16 protein-coding genes and 4 tRNA genes are annotated in these 19,054 nt (G+C 32.7%); all 20 read left to right on the forward strand.

Going from position 1 to position 19,054, the window contains the following annotated elements; all coding sequences use genetic code 11:
• Positions 1 to 171: 171 nt before the first annotated feature.
• The 20 genes from pth to ftsH all read left to right on the forward strand — a co-directional run bounded on the left by pth (position 172) and on the right by ftsH (position 18,901).
• Positions 172 to 735: an aminoacyl-tRNA hydrolase gene (gene pth, locus LKE46_RS15470; protein ID WP_291724331.1), complete on the forward strand. Its 564-nt coding sequence runs from the start codon at positions 172 to 174 to the stop codon at positions 733 to 735.
• 88 nt (positions 736 to 823) lie between these two features.
• Positions 824 to 4,348 (forward strand): transcription-repair coupling factor, encoded by a 3,525-nt coding sequence (gene mfd, locus LKE46_RS15475; protein ID WP_291724334.1) that lies wholly within the window; start codon positions 824 to 826, stop codon positions 4,346 to 4,348.
• 138 nt (positions 4,349 to 4,486) lie between these two features.
• Entirely contained in the window at positions 4,487 to 5,509 is a 1,023-nt protein-coding gene (locus tag LKE46_RS15480; protein ID WP_291724338.1) for a peptidylprolyl isomerase, read from the forward strand.
• Between the two features lie 152 nt (positions 5,510 to 5,661).
• The gene (spoVT, locus tag LKE46_RS15485; protein ID WP_291724340.1) at positions 5,662 to 6,207 is read left to right on the forward strand and encodes a stage V sporulation protein T; all 546 of its coding nucleotides are present in this window, start codon (positions 5,662 to 5,664) and stop codon (positions 6,205 to 6,207) included.
• A gap of 195 nt (positions 6,208 to 6,402) precedes the next feature.
• Positions 6,403 to 7,938 carry a putative polysaccharide biosynthesis protein gene (locus LKE46_RS15490; protein WP_291724343.1) on the forward strand — a complete coding sequence of 512 codons (1,536 nt, stop codon included), beginning with the start codon at positions 6,403 to 6,405 and terminating at the stop codon, positions 7,936 to 7,938.
• Between the two features lie 13 nt (positions 7,939 to 7,951).
• Complete coding sequence (gene mazG / locus LKE46_RS15495) at positions 7,952 to 9,397, forward strand: nucleoside triphosphate pyrophosphohydrolase (protein ID WP_291724346.1); 1,446 nt, start codon at positions 7,952 to 7,954, stop codon at positions 9,395 to 9,397.
• 103 nt (positions 9,398 to 9,500) lie between these two features.
• Positions 9,501 to 9,776 carry an HU family DNA-binding protein gene (locus tag LKE46_RS15500; protein WP_291724349.1) on the forward strand — a complete coding sequence of 92 codons (276 nt, stop codon included), beginning with the start codon at positions 9,501 to 9,503 and terminating at the stop codon, positions 9,774 to 9,776.
• 60 nt (positions 9,777 to 9,836) lie between these two features.
• On the forward strand, positions 9,837 to 10,094 hold the full coding sequence (locus LKE46_RS15505; protein ID WP_291724352.1) for an RNA-binding S4 domain-containing protein: 258 nt from the start codon (positions 9,837 to 9,839) through the stop codon (positions 10,092 to 10,094).
• A 49-nt stretch (positions 10,095 to 10,143) separates the two neighbouring features.
• Positions 10,144 to 10,434 carry a sporulation protein YabP gene (gene yabP / locus LKE46_RS15510; RefSeq protein ID WP_291724355.1) on the forward strand — a complete coding sequence of 97 codons (291 nt, stop codon included), beginning with the start codon at positions 10,144 to 10,146 and terminating at the stop codon, positions 10,432 to 10,434.
• A 24-nt stretch (positions 10,435 to 10,458) separates the two neighbouring features.
• A complete protein-coding gene (yabQ, locus tag LKE46_RS15515; RefSeq protein ID WP_291724358.1) occupies positions 10,459 to 10,869 on the forward strand; it encodes a spore cortex biosynthesis protein YabQ in 411 nt (136 codons plus the stop codon).
• A 117-nt stretch (positions 10,870 to 10,986) separates the two neighbouring features.
• Positions 10,987 to 11,262, forward strand: a complete 276-nt coding sequence (locus tag LKE46_RS15520) for an FtsB family cell division protein (protein WP_291724361.1) — start codon at positions 10,987 to 10,989, stop codon at positions 11,260 to 11,262.
• A gap of 55 nt (positions 11,263 to 11,317) precedes the next feature.
• Positions 11,318 to 11,728: a S1 domain-containing RNA-binding protein gene (locus LKE46_RS15525; RefSeq protein WP_291724364.1), complete on the forward strand. Its 411-nt coding sequence runs from the start codon at positions 11,318 to 11,320 to the stop codon at positions 11,726 to 11,728.
• A 131-nt stretch (positions 11,729 to 11,859) separates the two neighbouring features.
• A tRNA-Leu gene (locus LKE46_RS15530) sits at positions 11,860 to 11,948 on the forward strand.
• Between the two features lie 9 nt (positions 11,949 to 11,957).
• Positions 11,958 to 12,033, forward strand: a tRNA-Met gene (locus LKE46_RS15535).
• Between the two features lie 12 nt (positions 12,034 to 12,045).
• A tRNA-Met gene (locus LKE46_RS15540) sits at positions 12,046 to 12,122 on the forward strand.
• 89 nt (positions 12,123 to 12,211) lie between these two features.
• A tRNA-Met gene (locus LKE46_RS15545) sits at positions 12,212 to 12,287 on the forward strand.
• Between the two features lie 325 nt (positions 12,288 to 12,612).
• Positions 12,613 to 15,000, forward strand: coding sequence for a stage II sporulation protein E (gene spoIIE / locus LKE46_RS15550; RefSeq protein ID WP_291724367.1), 2,388 nt, complete (start codon positions 12,613 to 12,615; stop codon positions 14,998 to 15,000).
• Between the two features lie 91 nt (positions 15,001 to 15,091).
• Positions 15,092 to 16,471 carry a tRNA lysidine(34) synthetase TilS gene (tilS, locus tag LKE46_RS15555; RefSeq protein WP_291724371.1) on the forward strand — a complete coding sequence of 460 codons (1,380 nt, stop codon included), beginning with the start codon at positions 15,092 to 15,094 and terminating at the stop codon, positions 16,469 to 16,471.
• A 3-nt stretch (positions 16,472 to 16,474) separates the two neighbouring features.
• The gene (gene hpt / locus LKE46_RS15560; protein ID WP_291724374.1) at positions 16,475 to 17,020 is read left to right on the forward strand and encodes a hypoxanthine phosphoribosyltransferase; all 546 of its coding nucleotides are present in this window, start codon (positions 16,475 to 16,477) and stop codon (positions 17,018 to 17,020) included.
• 78 nt (positions 17,021 to 17,098) lie between these two features.
• A complete protein-coding gene (ftsH, locus tag LKE46_RS15565; protein WP_291724377.1) occupies positions 17,099 to 18,901 on the forward strand; it encodes an ATP-dependent zinc metalloprotease FtsH in 1,803 nt (600 codons plus the stop codon).
• The last annotated feature ends 153 nt before the right edge of the window (positions 18,902 to 19,054 follow it).

Consider the following 19,054-nt stretch of genomic DNA (forward strand, 5'->3'; position numbering starts at 1 on the left):
TGCATATGTGAATACTAAGTGAAGATTTTGATGAGTTTTAACTCGGCAATGTTGTCGGGCTAAGACTTATATGTGCATATTTGTAAATTCAACTGGATAATTATACTTTATGTGCCAGATAATCACTTATATGAGCAAGTCATTTAGATGATTTCAGATTGGAGCAGAAATATGTTTTTAATAGTTGGATTAGGTAATATCGGTACTAAATATGAGCATACAAGACATAATGTTGGGTTCGATGCTGCTGATTTTATAGGCAGAAAGCATAATATAAATATAAATAAGCAAAAGTTCAAAGGCTTTTATGGAGATGGAATTATATGCGATAAAAAGGTAATTCTATTGAAACCTAGTACATATATGAATTTAAGCGGTGAGAGTGTAAAGGAAGCAGCTGCTTTTTATAAAATAGACAATAAGAATATAGTAGTAATTCAGGATGATATAAGTCTTCCAATAGGAAGAATCAGAATAAGGAGCAAAGGAAGTGCCGGTGGTCATAACGGCATAAAAAATATAATTTATAATTTAAACACAGATGAATTTGTAAGAATAAAAATTGGTGTTGGACATCCTGATAAGGATGTTATATCCTATGTACTTGGTAAATTTGAAAAAGAAAATAGCAATCATATAGAAAAGGTTTTTAAATTTGCATCAGATTGTGTTGAGTGTATTTTGAGCAAGGGCATATTTGAAGCTATGAATAGGTTTAATGGATTAAATATTTAAAAATCTTATTTTGTGCCGTAATCTCTTAAAGTAGAGATTAACGGTTATTGTGCGTTGATTTATATTTTTGGTTAGGGTGGTTATTGAAATGAGATTAAAGGGACTTATAAAACCTATTGAGGATAGTTCGGAATTTAAAGATATTATGGCTTCAGTGGAAAATAAAAAGTTTCCCATTGGAGTATACGGTCTTTCGGAATCAGGAAGAAGTTGTTTGATTGATACTGTATATGAAAATATGGATAAGTCTTTTTTGATTCTTACCCACAGTGATGTGGAGGCAAGAAAATTATATGAGGATTTATCATTATACGAAAACAAAGTATTTTATTTTCCATCAAAAGAAGTTGTTTTTTATAATATAGATGCAATATCAGGAGATTTAAGATGGGAAAGATTGAAAGTAATAAAACAGATGCTGAGCAGGGGCAAGAAGATTATAGTAACCTGTATAGAAACTCTGGCATCAATATACATACCGGTGGATCTGTATAAAAAGTATACTTTTAGATTATCTCCGGGAAAAAATATTGACTTGAATGAATTTGGAAAGAAATTAGTCCAGTGCGGGTATGAAAGAGTAGATATTGTGGAGTCCAAGGGACAATTCTCCATAAGAGGAGGGATACTGGACATATACTCGCCGGTTTTAGGTGAAGCCTATCGGGTGGAGTTATTTGGGGATGAAATAGAGTCAATAAGAAATTTTAATGTAGAATCCCAAAGGAGTATAGAGAAAGTAAAAAGTATAGAAATTTTTCCCGCAAAAGAAATTATACTGGATAGTCAAACCGTTGAAAGTGCATATGAAAGTATAAAAAGGGATAAAGATTTAATTATAGAAAAATTACGGAGAGGTAAAAATAACGAAGCTGCAGATAAGCTTGAGAAACTGATAGACAGGAATTTGGAGTTCCTCAAAGAAAGCTGGGGTTTTGAGACTATAGACAGCTTTATGCCGTACTTTTACGACAAGACTTCTTCATTTTTAGATTATGCAAAAAATTATTTTATAATAGTTGATGATGTTAAAAGGTGCAGTGGCAAGCTTGACAGTGTGTATTTTGAATTTGAAGAAAATTATAAAAGCTTTCTTCAACGAGGCGGTGTACTTCCCGGGCAGGCAAATCTTCTCATAAGTAAAATTCAAGTTATGAAATCTTTGGATTCAAGAGGAGTAATAATACTGGATTCAATTGCAAAATCCAGTGAGTATCTGAGGCCTAAATTCATAACGAAGTTTTCCCAGATAACGTTAAACAATTATAGTGGAAAAATTGACTTGTTAGTTGAAGAAGTAAAGGAGAAAAAAGATAATAGGTTTAAAGTTTTAATTCTTGCAGGAACAAGACCTAGAGGAGAAAGACTGGTTAAAAATTTAAGGGATATAGGAATAGAAAGCAGTTACAAAGATAATATAGATGAAATCATGAATGGAGAGGTTGTAGTAACTTTTGGAAATCAGCTGAACGGATTTCAATATACGGATCTTAGAATATGTATAATATCGGACAAAGAAGTTTTTGGATCGGCAAGAAGAAAAATGCTTAAAAGACATTCCAAAAAAGGCGTAGGCAAGATAAAAAGCTTTACGGAGTTAAAACCAGGTGATTATGTTGTTCATGTAAATCACGGCATAGGAGTATATAAAGGTATAAGGCAGCTTGAACTTCAAGGACATAAAAAAGATTATCTGGAATTGACATATTCGGGCGATGATAAACTGTATGTACCTGTAGAGCAGCTGGATATGGTTCAAAAATACATAGGAAGTGATGGAAAAACACCAAAGATCAATAAGCTTGGCAGTCCGGAATGGTCTAAAGCCAAGCGGAAGGTAAAAAAGTCCATAGAGGAAATAGCAGATGATCTAGTAAAGTTATATGCAGTAAGATCTACACTTAAAGGCTATAAATATTCAAAGGATACAATATGGCAAAAACAGTTTGAAGATGAGTTCCCATATGAAGAGACGCCAGATCAAATCACTACAATAAATGATATAAAGGCAGATATGCAGTCGGATAAAGTCATGGATAGACTACTGTGCGGTGATGTAGGATACGGAAAAACAGAAGTAGCAGTAAGAGCAGCTTTTAAAGCTGTAATGGATGGAAAGCAGGTGGCTTTTCTAGTACCTACTACAATACTTGCACAACAACACTACAATAATTTTATAAAAAGATTTTCTGATTTTCCAATAAAAATAGATATGATTAGTAGATTCAGAACGATATCTCAACAGAAGAAAACTATAAAAGCATTAAAAAATGGAGAAGTAGATATACTTATAGGAACACATAGAATACTCCAAAAGGATGTGCAGTTCAAAGATCTTGGACTTCTGATAATAGATGAGGAACAGAGATTTGGAGTTACCCATAAAGAAAAAATAAAGAAGATGAGGAAAAATGTTGATGTTCTTACTCTAAGTGCTACTCCCATACCTAGAACTCTTCATATGTCACTTGTCGGTGTCAGGGATATAAGTGTTATAGAAACACCACCAGAGCAGAGACATCCCATACAGACATATGTAGTGGAGTACAATGATCAATTGATAAGAGATGCCATATTGAGGGAGACTAACAGGGGAGGACAGGTATATTTTGTATATAATAGAGTAGAAAATATAAATAAGATGGCAGCTTATATATCCAAACTCATTCCAGAAGTAAAAGTTGCAGTGGCCCATGGGAAAATGCAGGAGAAAGAACTTGAAAATGTCATGGTAGCATTTATGAATAATGAGTGTGATATACTCCTATGTACAACTATCATAGAAACAGGTATGGACATACAAAATGTTAACACTATGATAATTTATGATGCAGATAAAATGGGATTGTCCCAACTATACCAATTGAGAGGAAGAGTTGGAAGAACAGATAAAATAGCCTATTGCTATTTAACTTATAGGAAGGATAAAATACTTACTGAAGTAGCAGAAAAACGTCTCAAGGCAATTAAAGATTTCACAGAATTAGGTTCCGGTTTCAAGATAGCGCTGAAGGATCTTGAAATACGTGGCGCAGGTAATATAATGGGATCATCGCAGCATGGTCATATGGCAGCAATAGGCTATGATCTTTACTGCAAGATGCTTGAAGATACTATAAAGACCATAAAAGGAGAAATAGAGGAAGAGCCAGTTGAAACTACTGTGGATCTAAAAGTGGATGCTTATATACCTAATGATTATATAGAAAATGAAGTCCAAAAGATAGAAATATATAAAAAGATAGCAGCTATTAATTGCTATGAAGATATGATGGATATAAAAGAAGAATTAGAAGACAGGTTTTCTACTATACCAAATCCAATATGTAATCTCATGAATATAGCATATATAAGGAGCATTGGCAAAAGACTCGGGATAGAAGAAATAAAAGAAAAAAAGGATGAAATTGTTTTTATTTTTAAAAGTAGAGAAAAAATCAACAATGATGTTTTAAAATTTGTTATAAAGAAATATGCGAGAAATATAGTCTTGAAAATGGATGATAAACCGGGATTTGGCTACAGGATCAAAGATTTAAAAAGAGACAATCTTCTAATAATTATAAAGGAATTAATGGAATTCATGATAAGTGTTCAAAAACAGGCACAATAATTTCCAGGGTATTACAAAAATATGAACAAAAATGGTTTTGTTATAAAATTGTGTTTGTGATAAAATGAATCTGTATTTTATGAAATACATACTGAATGATAAAAAATTCAATATACAAATAAGAGTGGAGGAATAACAGTGAATATAAAGAAAATCTTAGTTGCTGTTTTAGCATCTGCAACATTATTTTCCATTTCCGGGTGCAGTATGATAGAAAAGACACCAGAGGCTATAGCCAATAGTGCTGTAGCAATAGTTAATGGGGAGAAGATAACAAGGGCGGAATTAGATAAAGATCCTAATACACTTCAAGTGATTCAACAGGCAAAGCAGCAGTATGGAGACAATTATTCTCAAAATGAGGAGGCAGTAAGTGCAATAAAATCCCAAAAAGAGCAGATCTTAGACAACATGATAACTGAAAAGGTATTGAGTCAAAAAGCCAAGGAACTAAATATCCTTCCAAGTGATTCAAAAGTAAAAAGTGATGCAAAGGCACAGATAGACAAGATGAAGAAACAGTATTTTGGCGGTGACGAAACTAAATTTGCAGAAGCATTGAAACAACAGGGATTTACCGAGCAAGCTTTAACGGAAATGTATGTAGCTCAAATTAGAAATCAGGAAATACAGGAGAATATAGCTAAGAGTCTTACAAAAAATTTAAAGATTACTGATAAGCAGGTTAAAGATTATTATGATAAGAATAAAGATAAATTTACTGAACAGCCTACGAAAATGCATCTGGAACATATACTTGTAAAGACTGAAGATGAAGCTAAAAAGGTCAAGAAAAGACTTGATAGTGGTGAAAGTTTTGCTAAAGTAGCCAAGGAAGTTTCACAGGATACGTCAAACAAGGATAAAGGTGGAGATCTGGGAGAAATAAGTGTTGATGACACCAATTATGATGCACAGTTTATGGCTGGTGCCAAGGCATTGAAGGAAGGACAGATATCCAATCCTGTACAAAGCAGCTTTGGATGGCATATAATAAAATGTATAAAGAAAACAGAGTATCCTGTTAAAGAGTTTTCCAAAGTTAAATCACAGATAAAGAGTCAATTGGAAAATGATCAAAAGACTAAAATAATGAGCCAGAAAACCAGCGAATGGAAGAAAGCTGCAAAAATAGAGAAAAAGGAAAAGAATTTAATGTAAGTAAATTACATGTGAATAAAAATAACCTTAATTAGATGATTCTAATAAGGTTATTTTTTAATTTTTTCTAATTTTAATAACAATTGTGCATAAAATTTCATATTTAGAAAAATAATAATAATACAATTCATATAATTAAGGAGGAATACAGCATGAAAGCAACTGGAATTGTTAGACGTATAGACGATTTAGGAAGAGTTGTTATACCTAAGGAGATAAGAAGGACTCTTAGAATAAGAGAGGGAGATCCACTTGAGATATTTACAGATAGAGAAGGCGGGGTTATTTTAAAAAAATATTCGCCCATCGATGAATTGAGTGAAATATCCAAAGGATACACAGAGTCTCTTGAACAAACCATCGGAGATATTGTCTTGATATGTGATAATGATAGCTTGGTATCTGTGAGCGGTGCACCTAAAAAAGAGTATATAGACAAGAAAATAAGTGAGGAATTGGAGGAAATAATTGAAAATAGAAAATTGGTGTCACTAGGGGAAAAAGAGGTAATTGATTTATATGAAGACGAAGAAGCCGAAAAAAAATATAAAGCCCAAGTTATATCACCTATCATAGCAGGAGGAGATGCAATTGGAGCTGTTATAATAACTTCAAAGGAAGAAGTGGATTTTGGTGACGTAGAAGTTAAATTAGCGGAAACTGCATCATCATTTCTTGGAAAACAAATGGAGGAATAATGTAATGGCAGTTTTACTGCCATTACATTATTATAATTAGATTTCAAGTATAAACTTCATACTCATTAAATGATTATTGACAATAATAAAAAAAAATACTCACTGAAAGTAATAATAATTATAAATTTAAAGTAATTATAAATATGTATACTATATTGCAATGATTTATGATTATAGATATTCGGGGGTATTTTTATGATAAAGCAGTCACTTATGAAAGGTACTTTAATTTTAGGAATGTCGGGAATGCTCTGTAAATTCCTCGGGCTATTTTTTAGATGGCCACTGCAAATGCTTATTGGAGATGAAGGTGTAGGGTATTATCAGATGTCATTCCCACTATATATGTTTTTCATAGCAGCATCATCAGGTATACCTGTGGCAGTTTCTAAGATGGTATCAGAGAGTTATGCAACGGGAGATTATGTAAGAGTAATACAGATATTTAGAAAATCTATATTGCTGATGTTTATACTGGGCACAGGGTTTACTGCACTATTATTGATTTTTTCCAAACCGATAATATCATTTTTAAAATGGGACAGTAAATCGTATTACTCATTGATTGCTATTGCATTTGCACCTATGTTTATATCTATAATGAGTGCATTTAGAGGATTCTTTCAAGGACTGCAGAATATGAATTATACAGCAATATCACAAATAATAGAACAGATAGGAAGGGTTGTGGTGGGAGTTGGACTTGCTTATCTACTGCTGCCAAGAGGAATAGAATATTCAGCAGGAGGAGCAGCTTTGGGAGCTGCAGCAGGGGGATTGTTTGGTGGTATATATTTAATAAAGAAATATTTTGATATGAGACAGGAAATACATGTATATAATCCACCGGATAATCAAGACGTACTCACCACACTTTTATACATAGCCATTCCGGTATCAATAGGGGCCGCAGTAAGCAGCATAATGAGTCTTATAGATTCTGCACTTGTTCCACAGAAACTTCTGGAGGCTGGTTTTACATACAGGCAGGCCACTATACTGTATGGAAGACTTACGGGTAAAGCATTTATACTTATAAATGTACCTCTGACACTCTCTGTGGCACTGTGCTCTTCAATTGTCCCTATAATTGCCGAGTATCATATTTTAAATAGAAGGCTTGAATTGGAAGACAAGGTAGATCTTGCGTTTAAACTGTCTACAGTAATAGCGCTGCCGTCCATGCTTGGGTTATATACTCTGGCACATCCTATTTTGGAGCTTATTTTTCCTGGCCAGTCCCAGGGCTATGATATACTCCAGTATTCTGCATTATCTATTCCGTTTATAATAATTGCGCAGACTTCAACTGCAATATTACAGGGATCAGGTTATTATATCATGCCTGTTTTAAATCTGGCCGTAGGATGCGTCTTAAAAATAATATTTACGTTGTTATTAGTTCCGATTCCCGGTATAAATATATATGGAGCAATATTTGGCAGCACAGTTGGATATACAATGGCTGCAATTTTGAATGTTATTTTATTAAAACGAAAGTTGAATATAAGAATGAATTACTTTCAAACTGTAATAAAACCTGCTTTTGCTTCGATATTAATGATAATAGTGGTTGTAATTATCTATATTAATGTCTATAATTATACAATGAGCAGTAGATTTTCATGCTTTTTCTCCATATTAATTGGAATAATTGTGTACATTGTTCTTCTAGTTCTATTCAGGATATTTAAATATGGATATATTAAAAGCAGATTTTTAAGGAAATAGAGGAGAAGTTTCTATGATTAAGATAGTGGGGCTGGGACCTGGATCTATAGAATCCCTTACTTTAGGGACTGTAAATTTATTGAAAAGTTCGCCAAGAATTTATTTGAGAACTGAGAAACATCCTACAGTAAAATATTTGAGAGATTTAAATATAGAATTTGAAACATACGATATAACCTATGAGACAGAAAAAAGTTTTGAAGATGTATATGAAATCATATCCCATGACCTGATATTAAAGGAAAGTAAATATGGCGATATAGTATATGCAGTTCCAGGTCATCCTTTAGTAGCTGAGAAATCTGTAACCATTCTTCTTGACCTTTGCAGGGGAAATCATATAGAGACTAGAGTATATCCATCTGTAAGTTTTATAGATGCTATTTTTGAGGCACTGGGAATGGATATATTTGAAAATCTAAGAATTGTAGATGCGTTTGACATTAAGTCTCAGACTGTGGATAAAAGGTGTGGAATTATAATAACTCAAGTATATGATAAATTTATTGCTTCGGATGTAAAGTTAGCCTTAATGGATTATTATAAACAGGATATAAATATATATTTTATAAGGGCAGCTGGAATCAAAGGCTTGGAATCCATAAGAAAGATAAAATTATACGAGTTGGATAGACAATGCGATATAGATTATTTGACATCTATCTACATACCACGAAATTCAGAGGCCATATATAATTTCACAGATTTACTTAATATAATGGATACACTTAGAGGAGAAAATGGATGTCCATGGGATAGAAAGCAAAATCATGAGAGCTTAAAGAAATATCTTATAGAAGAAAGCTATGAAGTTTTAGAGGCAATAGAAGACAAGGATGATTCCGAATTGACTGAAGAACTTGGGGATGTATTGTTTCAGGTAGTTTTCCATTCGCAAATAGGAAAAGAAGAAGGCTTTTTTGATATAAATAGTGTAATCAATACTGTCTGCAAAAAAATGATAGAAAGACACCCACATGTATTTGGAAATGCTGAAGTGAAAGATTCAGAAGAGGTTTTGACAAACTGGGAGGAAATAAAGAAAAATCAGCAGGGCCTGACAACATATACACAACAACTAAAGCATATTCCGAAGATTCTTCCTGCTTTGATGCGGGCATATAAAGTTCAAGAAAAGGCTTCAAAGGTTGGATTTGACTTCAATTCAGTGGAAGACACGCTGGATAAGGTTGCAGAGGAATATCATGAACTCAGATATGTATATAATAGCAAGGAAAGGGTAAAAATAGTAGAAGAAATGGGAGATTTGATATTTGCATCAGTAAATGTTGCGAGATTCCTTGACATTGACCCTGAATTTGCATTAAATTATACTATAGAGAAGTTTATAAAACGATTTGCATATATAGAAAATAAAGCTAAATCAATGCAAATGAGTATGCAAGAAATGACATCTGAGGAGATGAATAAATTCTGGATAGAAGCAAAGAGTAAGTGATATGATTTTTTATATGCAAAAAAAAGGGTTTCTTTATACTGATGAAGAATATGCTAATATGCTAACTATATAAGCATGTTAATTATTTAAGGAGGTAAAAAAGGTGAACAAATCAGAATTAATTGCAAGTATATCAGAAAAATCTAAACTAACTAAAAAAGATGCAGAGGCAGCCTTAAAGGGTTTTATACAGAGCGTTGAGGAAACACTTGAACAGGGTGATAAGGTTCAATTAGTTGGATTTGGAACATTTGAAACAAGAAAAAGAGCTGCAAGAATTGGAAGAAATCCAAGAACTAAGGAAGAAATAAATATACCAGAATCAATAGTTCCAGTGTTTAAAGCAGGAAAGGAATTTAAGGATAAGGTAAATAAATAAAGTATCTTCAAGGAACCTGGGTGTAAATCTAGGTTTTTTGTTCTAGTAAGGAGAATTTTTATGAGATTGGATAAGTACCTCAAAGTATCTAGAATAATAAAAAGACGAACTATAGCAAAAGAAGCTTGTGAAAGTGGAAGAGTAAATATAAATGGCAAAATTGCAAAACCAGGTAGTGAAGTAAAAGAGGGAGATATAATAGAGATAAGATATGCAAATAATGTATTAAGTGCAAGAATTACAAATATCAAACAGCATGTTGTTAAAGAAGATGCCCAAAATATGTATGAAATAATTTCAAATACGAATATTAAGTAATAAGTATATATCCATCCACATATAATTAATACAGGTGGAGGGATGTTTTATGGAAAAGAAAGAAGCCAATTTAAGTGACAAAAAGAGTTCTTTAAATCTTGAAAACAGAAAAAAACTGGTTATAACTGGTATTATAGAGGTAATAAGTTTTAATGAGGATCATATAAGTTTAAATACAAATTTGGGTATGTTGGATGTTAAAGGTTCATCATTAAAAATGAATAAATTAGACGTACAAAATGGACAGGTAATTATTGTAGGGAGTATAGATTCATGCATATATACAAATAGCAAACCCAAGAAAAAGAAACGTAATATAATTTCAAAAATGTTCAAGTAGCAATTAAAGGTTAGGGTGAGTATAATGATTATGTCCATAGGTGCACAGATTAAGCTTATAGTATTTAGCATTGCGGCTGGGATTATAACGGGTATACTATTTGATATCTATAGAATTATAAGAGGATATACTAATATAAATAAGTTAGTTGTTTTTATAGAGGATATATTGTTTTGGATCTTTTCCGGAGTAACTGTTTTTGTATTTTTACTCTATACAAATTATGCATATACGGATATGTACGTATATCTATGGATAGTATTAGGAATAGTTCTATATTTTAAATTGGCCAGTAAGATATTTTCCAATTTAGAAAGGAAAATATTTAAAATTTTAGGAAGAATGTTTAGAATAACCTTGAACATAGTTCAATATCCTTTTCAATGTATTATCTATTATTCCAGAGCAAAAAATAATAAAAATTGCAAAAAATAGCTTGAATAAAACTAAAAAAAATTTTACAATATAAATGTATATATTTTTAAATGGTTTATTAATTTTTAGTTAATATGCCTATTGGTTATATTGATTTTATATTAGGAGAATAGGACTATGAGAAGAATAAAAATTAAGGTAAAAAATATAGCCGCACTTTTATTGACAATATATGTGTGCTATATATTTATAAATCAACAAATAACCATGTGGAATATAAAGAAACAAATAAATGATAAATATGCTGAAGAGCAAAAAATGAAAGAAAAAAACATAAAATTACAGGATGAAATTAAGATGTCTAAATCTGATATGTACATTGAAAAATTGGCAAGAGAAAGACTTGGTTTTATTAAACAAGGCGAAACTCCTGTAATAAACATCAAAAATTAATACTTAGCTTATAATTTATTATTATATATTATTTTTAAGGAGGAGTCTTTTTAATATGACCTTAAAGGCAGGAAGCATACTGGAGGGTACTGTAGTTAATATAACCAATTTTGGAGCTTTTGTTGAAGTAGATGGTAAGACTGGACTAGTGCATATCTCTGAGATATCTGATACTTATGTGAAAAATATAAGAGATTATTTGAAAGAAAAAGATAAAGTAACTGTAAAGGTAATTTCTATTGATGACAACGGTAAGATAAGTTTATCTATTAAACAAGCCAATATTGGTAAGAAAAGCTTTAAGCCGGTAGAAATAGATTGGCAGAAAGATCAAAATAAGCAAGTGCAGGGAAACTTTGAGGATAGGTTATCGAAATTTTTAAAGGATAGTGAAGAGAGATTTCAAGATATTAAAAAACATCAGGACTCAAAGGGAAGAGGATATAAAAAGTCTTCTAACTATTAAGTTATGAATTTAAAGAGGCTAATTAATTAGCCTCTTTAACTATATAAAAAATGCTTTATAAAATAGTTGACAGTAGTGTATTTATAATATATAATTGTTTATGTTGTCAAATCGGAAAGATTTAGGCAGATGCTGGAGTGGCGGAACTGGCAGACGCACAGGACTTAAAATCCTGCGGGCTTTAAAACCCGTACCGGTTCGATTCCGGTCTTCAGCACCAATAAAATATCGCGGGGTGGAGCAGTTGGTAGCTCGTCGGGCTCATAACCCGAAGGTCGTAGGTTCAAGTCCTGCCCCCGCAACCATTTGTTTATTGTGGCGGAATAGCTCAGATGGCTAGAGCATTCGGTTCATACCCGAAGTGTCATAGGTTCAATTCCTATTTCCGCTACCAATTTGTTTAAAGTGATTTTTAAATTGATAGATGTATATGATTTAAAATCTGTATCAGTTTGTTTCCGGTTTTCAACAATAATAGAGTGTCGCGGGGTGGAGCAGTTGGTAGCTCGTCGGGCTCATAACCCGAAGGTCGTAGGTTCAAGTCCTGCCTCCGCAACCAAATATATATGTGCTTGATTTAATATCCATGATTAGTTTCATGGATTTTTTGATTTTTTGAAGACTGTACTTTTGAAGTACAGTTTTTGTACAGCCTATTAAAAATAAGTCACATTGTGGATAATATTATATTGGATCTGTGTATAAAATGACATATAAAAATACAGAAGTTCATTTTTATAAGTATAATTGTCTAAAATAAAAATCATTAAAAATCATAGAAATAAATGTCCTAAAAAAAATAAAGGTACCCATCACCATATGACATTTATTTCCATAACAAATTGCTATAATAAAAGCAGTATTTTATAAGGTGGGTGATATGTATGCAATATGAATTAGAAGTGTTTCCTTATCAAAGGTCAGAAAAATTAAATAAGCAAGAAAGAAAGGGGAGGTTTAAAGACCCACAAGAAGTATTGAAGCTTGTATTTTACTTTTTGGCAGCATTTTTAGTAGCGAGAGTTATGATGGTAAATCTAATGGCACCTTTTGGAATAGCTTTTCTTACTGCTGTTGTAGTATCTGAAAAAAGGAAAATTGCATGTTTGTCAGCTTTGGGGACTATAATTGGTTATATTTCAATGTATGGTAATATAAAATATCCTGTCATGTACTGTACTATAAGCATAGTACTAATGGCTGTAAGCTACATATTGAAAGGGTTAGATAAAAGTAAAAAGCTGATTTTAATATTTGCATCTGTTTTGGCGGGAATACTTTTTTATAAGTTTTTAATAGTCAAACTTTCATTTTCAGTGGCGTTATTTAATGCCTTTTTTGAAATTTTATGTATATTCCCATTATATTTTATTATTAATTATTCTATAATATGTTTTAAAGAATTAAGAACAAGACATTTATACAGTAATGAGGAAATAATAAGCATGGCAGTTACTATATCATTTATAGTATCTGGCACCTGGGGGATTATGATATATGGAGTATCTTTTAGGAATATAATAGCGCTGACTTTTGTACTGATGCTTGGATATATAAAGGGAAGTGCACAGGGAGCTGCTTCCGGGGTAGCCATGGGAACTATTATAGGAATAACTTCAAATGAAATGCTTGTGTATATTGCAGTATATGGATTATGTGGTCTCATATCCGGTATCTTTAGAGAGACAGGGAAATGCATGAGTGCCTGCTCATATATGGTTGTTTTTATAATATTAAAATTATATTCTAATATAGGTCCACAATTTAAAGTTCCTGAAATACTAATAAGCTGTGCAATTTTTATAATAATACCCAAAACTATTTATAAACAGATGGAGACAGAACTGGATTGGCAGAAAAAAAGAGAAACTCAAAAAGAAAATTATGCTGATAAGATTAAATCCGTTCTAGTTGAAAGATTGGAAAATTTCGCCGAGGTACTTAGCAACATGTCACTGACGCTCGGAAAGTTGGCTGACAATGATAAGCTTGCTATGAAAAGTAAAAGTAGTGCTTTAGTTGAAAATCTTGCAGACAGGGTATGTTCGAATTGTTCCATGAGAGCGTTGTGCTGGAAAAGGGAAAGCTATAATACCTATAACACATTTGTTGAAATTATACAAAACTATCAAGAAAAGAAGGAGATCATCCCTCCGGAATTAGAGAGAAAGTGTATAAAGAGAACAATGCTTGTAGATAGTACTCATGATATCGTCAATAATTATGTTATAAATGAAATGTGGAGGGACAGGTTGAGCGAGTGCAGGGAACTGCTTGCAGACCAGATAGGAAATATGAGCAGATCTGTATCTGAGATTGTCAATGAATTCAATACGGATATAAAATTCAATACAGATATAGAAAATAAAATGAGAAGAATACTTACAAAAAATAAAATTCAATACAGGGATGTATTTTGTTTCAATGATAAGAATCAACATCTGATTATGAGAATGTCCATGGAGGCATGTGGAGGGGAACAGAAATGCATAAAACAAATACTTCCCCTTGTAAATAATGTTACTGGGAAACTTATGTGTGTAAGTGAAGACGGATGCAAAATAGACAAAAGTATGAAAGACTGCAGCATAACTTTTGAAGAGACTCCTAAATATCATATAGCTGCCTATGTAAGCAGAAAATGCAAAGATGGAGAAAAATACAATGGTGACAGTTATACTTATGGAAACTTGCCGGATGGAAGCTATATGACCATTATAAGTGATGGAATGGGCTCGGGACCGCAGGCATATAAAGAAAGCAGTGCATCAGTAGAACTTATAAAAAAATTTGCTGTAGCAGGGTTTAATAAATTAACAGCCATAAATACGGTTAATTCCATTATGAGTATAAAATTTACTCAAGATGAAAAATTTTCAACTCTGGACTTGAACAGTATAGATTTATATAAAGGTGAAGTGGACTTTATGAAAGTAGGGGCAGTTGCTAGTTTTATAAAAAGAGGAAATGAAGTGGATGTTATTAAGTCAAAAACACTGCCAATAGGTGTGCTTGATAAACCGGACATAGAAATAATAAATAGAAAAATTTTAAATGGAGATTTTATAATAATTGTCAGTGATGGAGTATTGGATTATAATGCAGAAGTTGCAGGCAGCTATGATTGGATGGTAAAATTCCTTAAAGAATTTAACTGTAATGATCCTAAAAAAATGGGTGAAGAGATTATAAGGAAGGCAGTGGAATTATCGGAGAATAAAGTAAAAGACGATATGACTGTAATAGTAGAAAAAGTTTATAGCCTGTATTGAAATAAGTTTATCTAGAGTGATGTTTGTGGTACAGTTATGCTATAATATAAATATTATTTCTAAAATAAATTATTTTTAGGAAGTGTTTGTTTTGCTTGAAACTGTACTGGATACTATAAGAAAAAATAATATGTTCAGCAGTATGGATAAGGTGATAGTTGCTGTATCTGGAGGACCGGATTCATTATGTCTTCTTCATATACTGTATACTCTCAGAGATGAACTGGGAGTATCATTATGTGCTGTACATTTAAATCATGGGTTAAGAGGAGAAGAAGCTGACAAAGACGAAGAATTTGTAAGAGATTTCTGTAGAAGAATAAATGTTGAATTCCGAAGCAGGAAAGTAGACATAAATGAAGAAGCAAAAAAATATGGCATTTCATCTGAGAGTGCCGGAAGAAAGGCAAGATATAAATTCTTTGATGAAGTAAAGAAAGAAATAGGAGCACATAAAATAGCTATAGCACATAATGCAAATGATCAGGCTGAAACTATTTTGATGAGAATTATGAGAGGTACCGGACTGGAAGGATTAATGGGTATAAAAGCAGTAAGAAACAATATATTTGTCAGACCGCTTATAAATAGTACGAGACATGAAATAGAACAGTACTGCAGCGAAAATAAATTAAACCCGCGAATAGATAAAACAAATTTCCAGGCTATATATTCAAGAAATAAAGTTAGATTAGAGCTTATACCATATATAGAGAGGAATTTTAACAAAGATATTATAAGAACATTAAACAGACTTTCTGATACTATTAAAGTGGATAATGATTATTTAAATAGAATTTCACGGGAAAAATTTAAAAAATATTGTGACATGACATCAGAAAAGGTTATAATATCTAAAGAGGCATTTTGTGAAGATAAATCAATATTATCTAGAATTTTGAGGCTGGCGCTTCAGAAAATAGCAGGTTGTCTGTATAATATTGAAAAAATTCATGTCATGGATATAATACGTATTCAAGCGTGTCCTACTGGAAAACAGATTATGCTTCCAAATAACATAATGGCATTAAATGACTATGGCAGCATAATTATAAAGAGGAATACAGAAACACATGTACAGGATATTGATAATTATGTACTGCACGAAGGTATTAATGATATTTCAGAACACAAATGCAGGGTATATATAAGAACTTGTTGTGGAAAATATAAAAAACATCACAATAAGTTTATTGAATATTTTGATCTGGATAAGATAAAAGGTGATATAACCATTAGAACCAGAAAGGAGGGAGACAGGTTCAAGCCATTGGGAATGAACGGAAGCAGAAAGTTAAAGAGTATGTTTATAGATCTTAAGATATCTAAAGATAAAAGAGAAAGTATTCCGCTCATATGTTTTGGAAAGGATATAGGATGGATAGTAGGATATAGAATAAGTGATCTTTTTAAAGTTGATGAAAATACTAGAAATATTCTAGCTATAAGTTTTGAAAGCGAGGAACTATGAGTTATGTATAATATGAGCGATGACATTAAGGAAGTACTTATAAGCAGCAATGAAATTGAAAAAAAGACTGAAGAACTGGGGGAAAAAATAAGTCAGGATTATAGAGGAAAGGATCTTATGCTGGTAGGTATACTGAAAGGTTCTGTTCCTTTTATGGCGGATTTGATGAGGAAAATAACTATTCCATGTACTATGGATTTCATGGCGGTTTCAAGTTATGGAAATTCAACCAAAAGTTCAGGAGTAGTGAGAATATTAAAGGATTTGGATTTTGAAGTTGAGGATAAACACATATTGATAGTTGAAGATATAATAGATTCAGGTACCACACTGGCATATCTTGTGGATTACCTCAAGGGAAGAAAGGTTGCAAGTATTGAGATAGCATGCCTTTTAAATAAGAAAGAAGCGAGAAAGATAAATATTAATGTAAAATACATAGGATTTCAGGTTCCTGATTATTTTTTGGTAGGATTTGGTTTAGACTATGCAGAGAAATATAGAAATCTTCCTTATGTGGGAGTATTAAAGGAGGAAGTTTATAAATAATGTCAAAATTTATTGTAAAGGGAAATTGCTTATGATACAATTTTACAGTGTAAAACTACAAAGAGAGGGGGGCCTTTAATGAAGAAATTTTCAAGTGCAACGGCCTGGGTGGTAATTTTTGTATTTGTAATTCTCGCAGCACTATTACTTGTAAGAACTAATCAGAGTTCGACTGCTATTAGCTTCAATGATTTTCAAAAATACTGGTTAAATAATAATATACAGAGTTTTCAACTTAGAGAAGATAAGATGACAGTACAGGGAAATTTAAAGAATGGTACCCAATACGAAACAATAGTGCCATCTGAAAGGTTATTTCAGTTTATAGGTCAGCATCCTAAAGATGGGCAGGTCAAGGAAATGTATGTTAAACCAGCTACAATTCCTATGTGGGTACAATATTTGCCTACAGTCCTATTGATATTGGTACTGGTGGCTTTTTGGTTTATGTTTATGCAGCAGTCTCAAGGCGGTGGAGGCAACCGGGGTGTTATGAATTTCGGTAAAAGCCGTGCAAAGATGGCTACACCAGATAAGAAGAAGGTTACGTTTAAGGATGTTGCTGGAGCAGACGAGGAAAAGCAGGAACTTGCAGAAATTGTTGACTTCTTGAAGCAGCCTAAAAGATACATAGAGATGGGTGCCAGGATACCTAAGGGAGTTTTACTTGTAGGTCCTCCTGGAACAGGTAAGACATTGCTTGCAAAAGCTATATCTGGTGAAGCTGGAGTTCCGTTCTTCAGCATATCCGGCTCTGATTTTGTAGAGATGTTTGTTGGTGTAGGTGCTTCCAGAGTAAGGGATCTATTTGAACAGGCCAAGAAAAATTCACCTTGTATAGTGTTTATTGATGAAATAGATGCTGTAGGAAGACAAAGAGGAGCAGGACTTGGAGGAGGACATGACGAAAGAGAGCAGACGTTGAATCAGCTTTTAGTCGAGATGGATGGATTTGGCCAAAACGTAGGGATAATTATGATAGCAGCTACAAACAGACCAGATATACTAGATCCTGCTCTGTTGAGGCCGGGACGTTTTGATAGACAGATACTTGTAGGTGCACCGGATGTAAAGGGCAGAGAAGAGATACTTAAGGTTCATTCTAGAAACAAACATCTGGCGGATGAAGTAAAGTTAGATGTATTGGCTAAGAGAACACCCGGGTTTACAGGTGCAGATCTGGAAAATTTAATGAATGAATCGGCACTTCTTGCCGTGAGAAAAAATAAAAATCTAATTGGAATGGAAGAATTAGAAGAAGCGGTAACGAGAGTGGTTGCAGGTCCTGAAAAGAAGAGCAGGGTAATTGATGATGATGATAAAAAACTTACTGCATACCATGAGGCAGGTCATGCGGTAGTCATGCAGCTGCTTCCAACAGCAGATCCGGTTCATGAGATAAGTATAATACCAAGAGGAATGGCTGGAGGATATACTATGCATCTTCCGGAAAAAGATACAGCTTATATGTCGAGGACCAAACTAGAAGAAGAGATTGTAGGACTTCTTGGAGGAAGGGTATCTGAAAAACTTATAATAGGAGATATAAGTACAGGAGCTAAAAATGATATTGAAAGAGCCACAACTATTGCAAGAAAGATGGTAATGGATTATGGGATGAGCGATCTTGGACCTATAGCTTTTGGATCTGGACATGATGAAGTATTTCTAGGCAGGGACCTGGGCAAGGGAAGAAATTTTAGTGAAGAAGTGGCATTTGAGATAGACAAGGAAATAAGAAATTTAATTGATGAGAGCTACAATAAGGCTGAAAAACTTCTGACTGAGAATATAAATAAATTACATGCTGTGGCAAGTAAATTAATAGAAAAAGAAAAGATAGACGCAGATGAATTCTTGAAAATATTTAATGAGGCTTAAAAGAAATCTACTTTATGGTAATAGGTACTGTAAAGTGGATTTTTTATTTGAGGTTTTACTTGAAAACTAAAATGATTTCTAGTACTATTAGAGTATGTTAAAAATTAAATAATTAAAAACTTGCAGATTTTAGATTTTAAATATTTTGTTGGA

Source organism: Clostridium sp., from assembly GCF_022482905.1.
Classification (GTDB): Bacteria; Bacillota; Clostridia; order Clostridiales; family Clostridiaceae; genus Clostridium_B.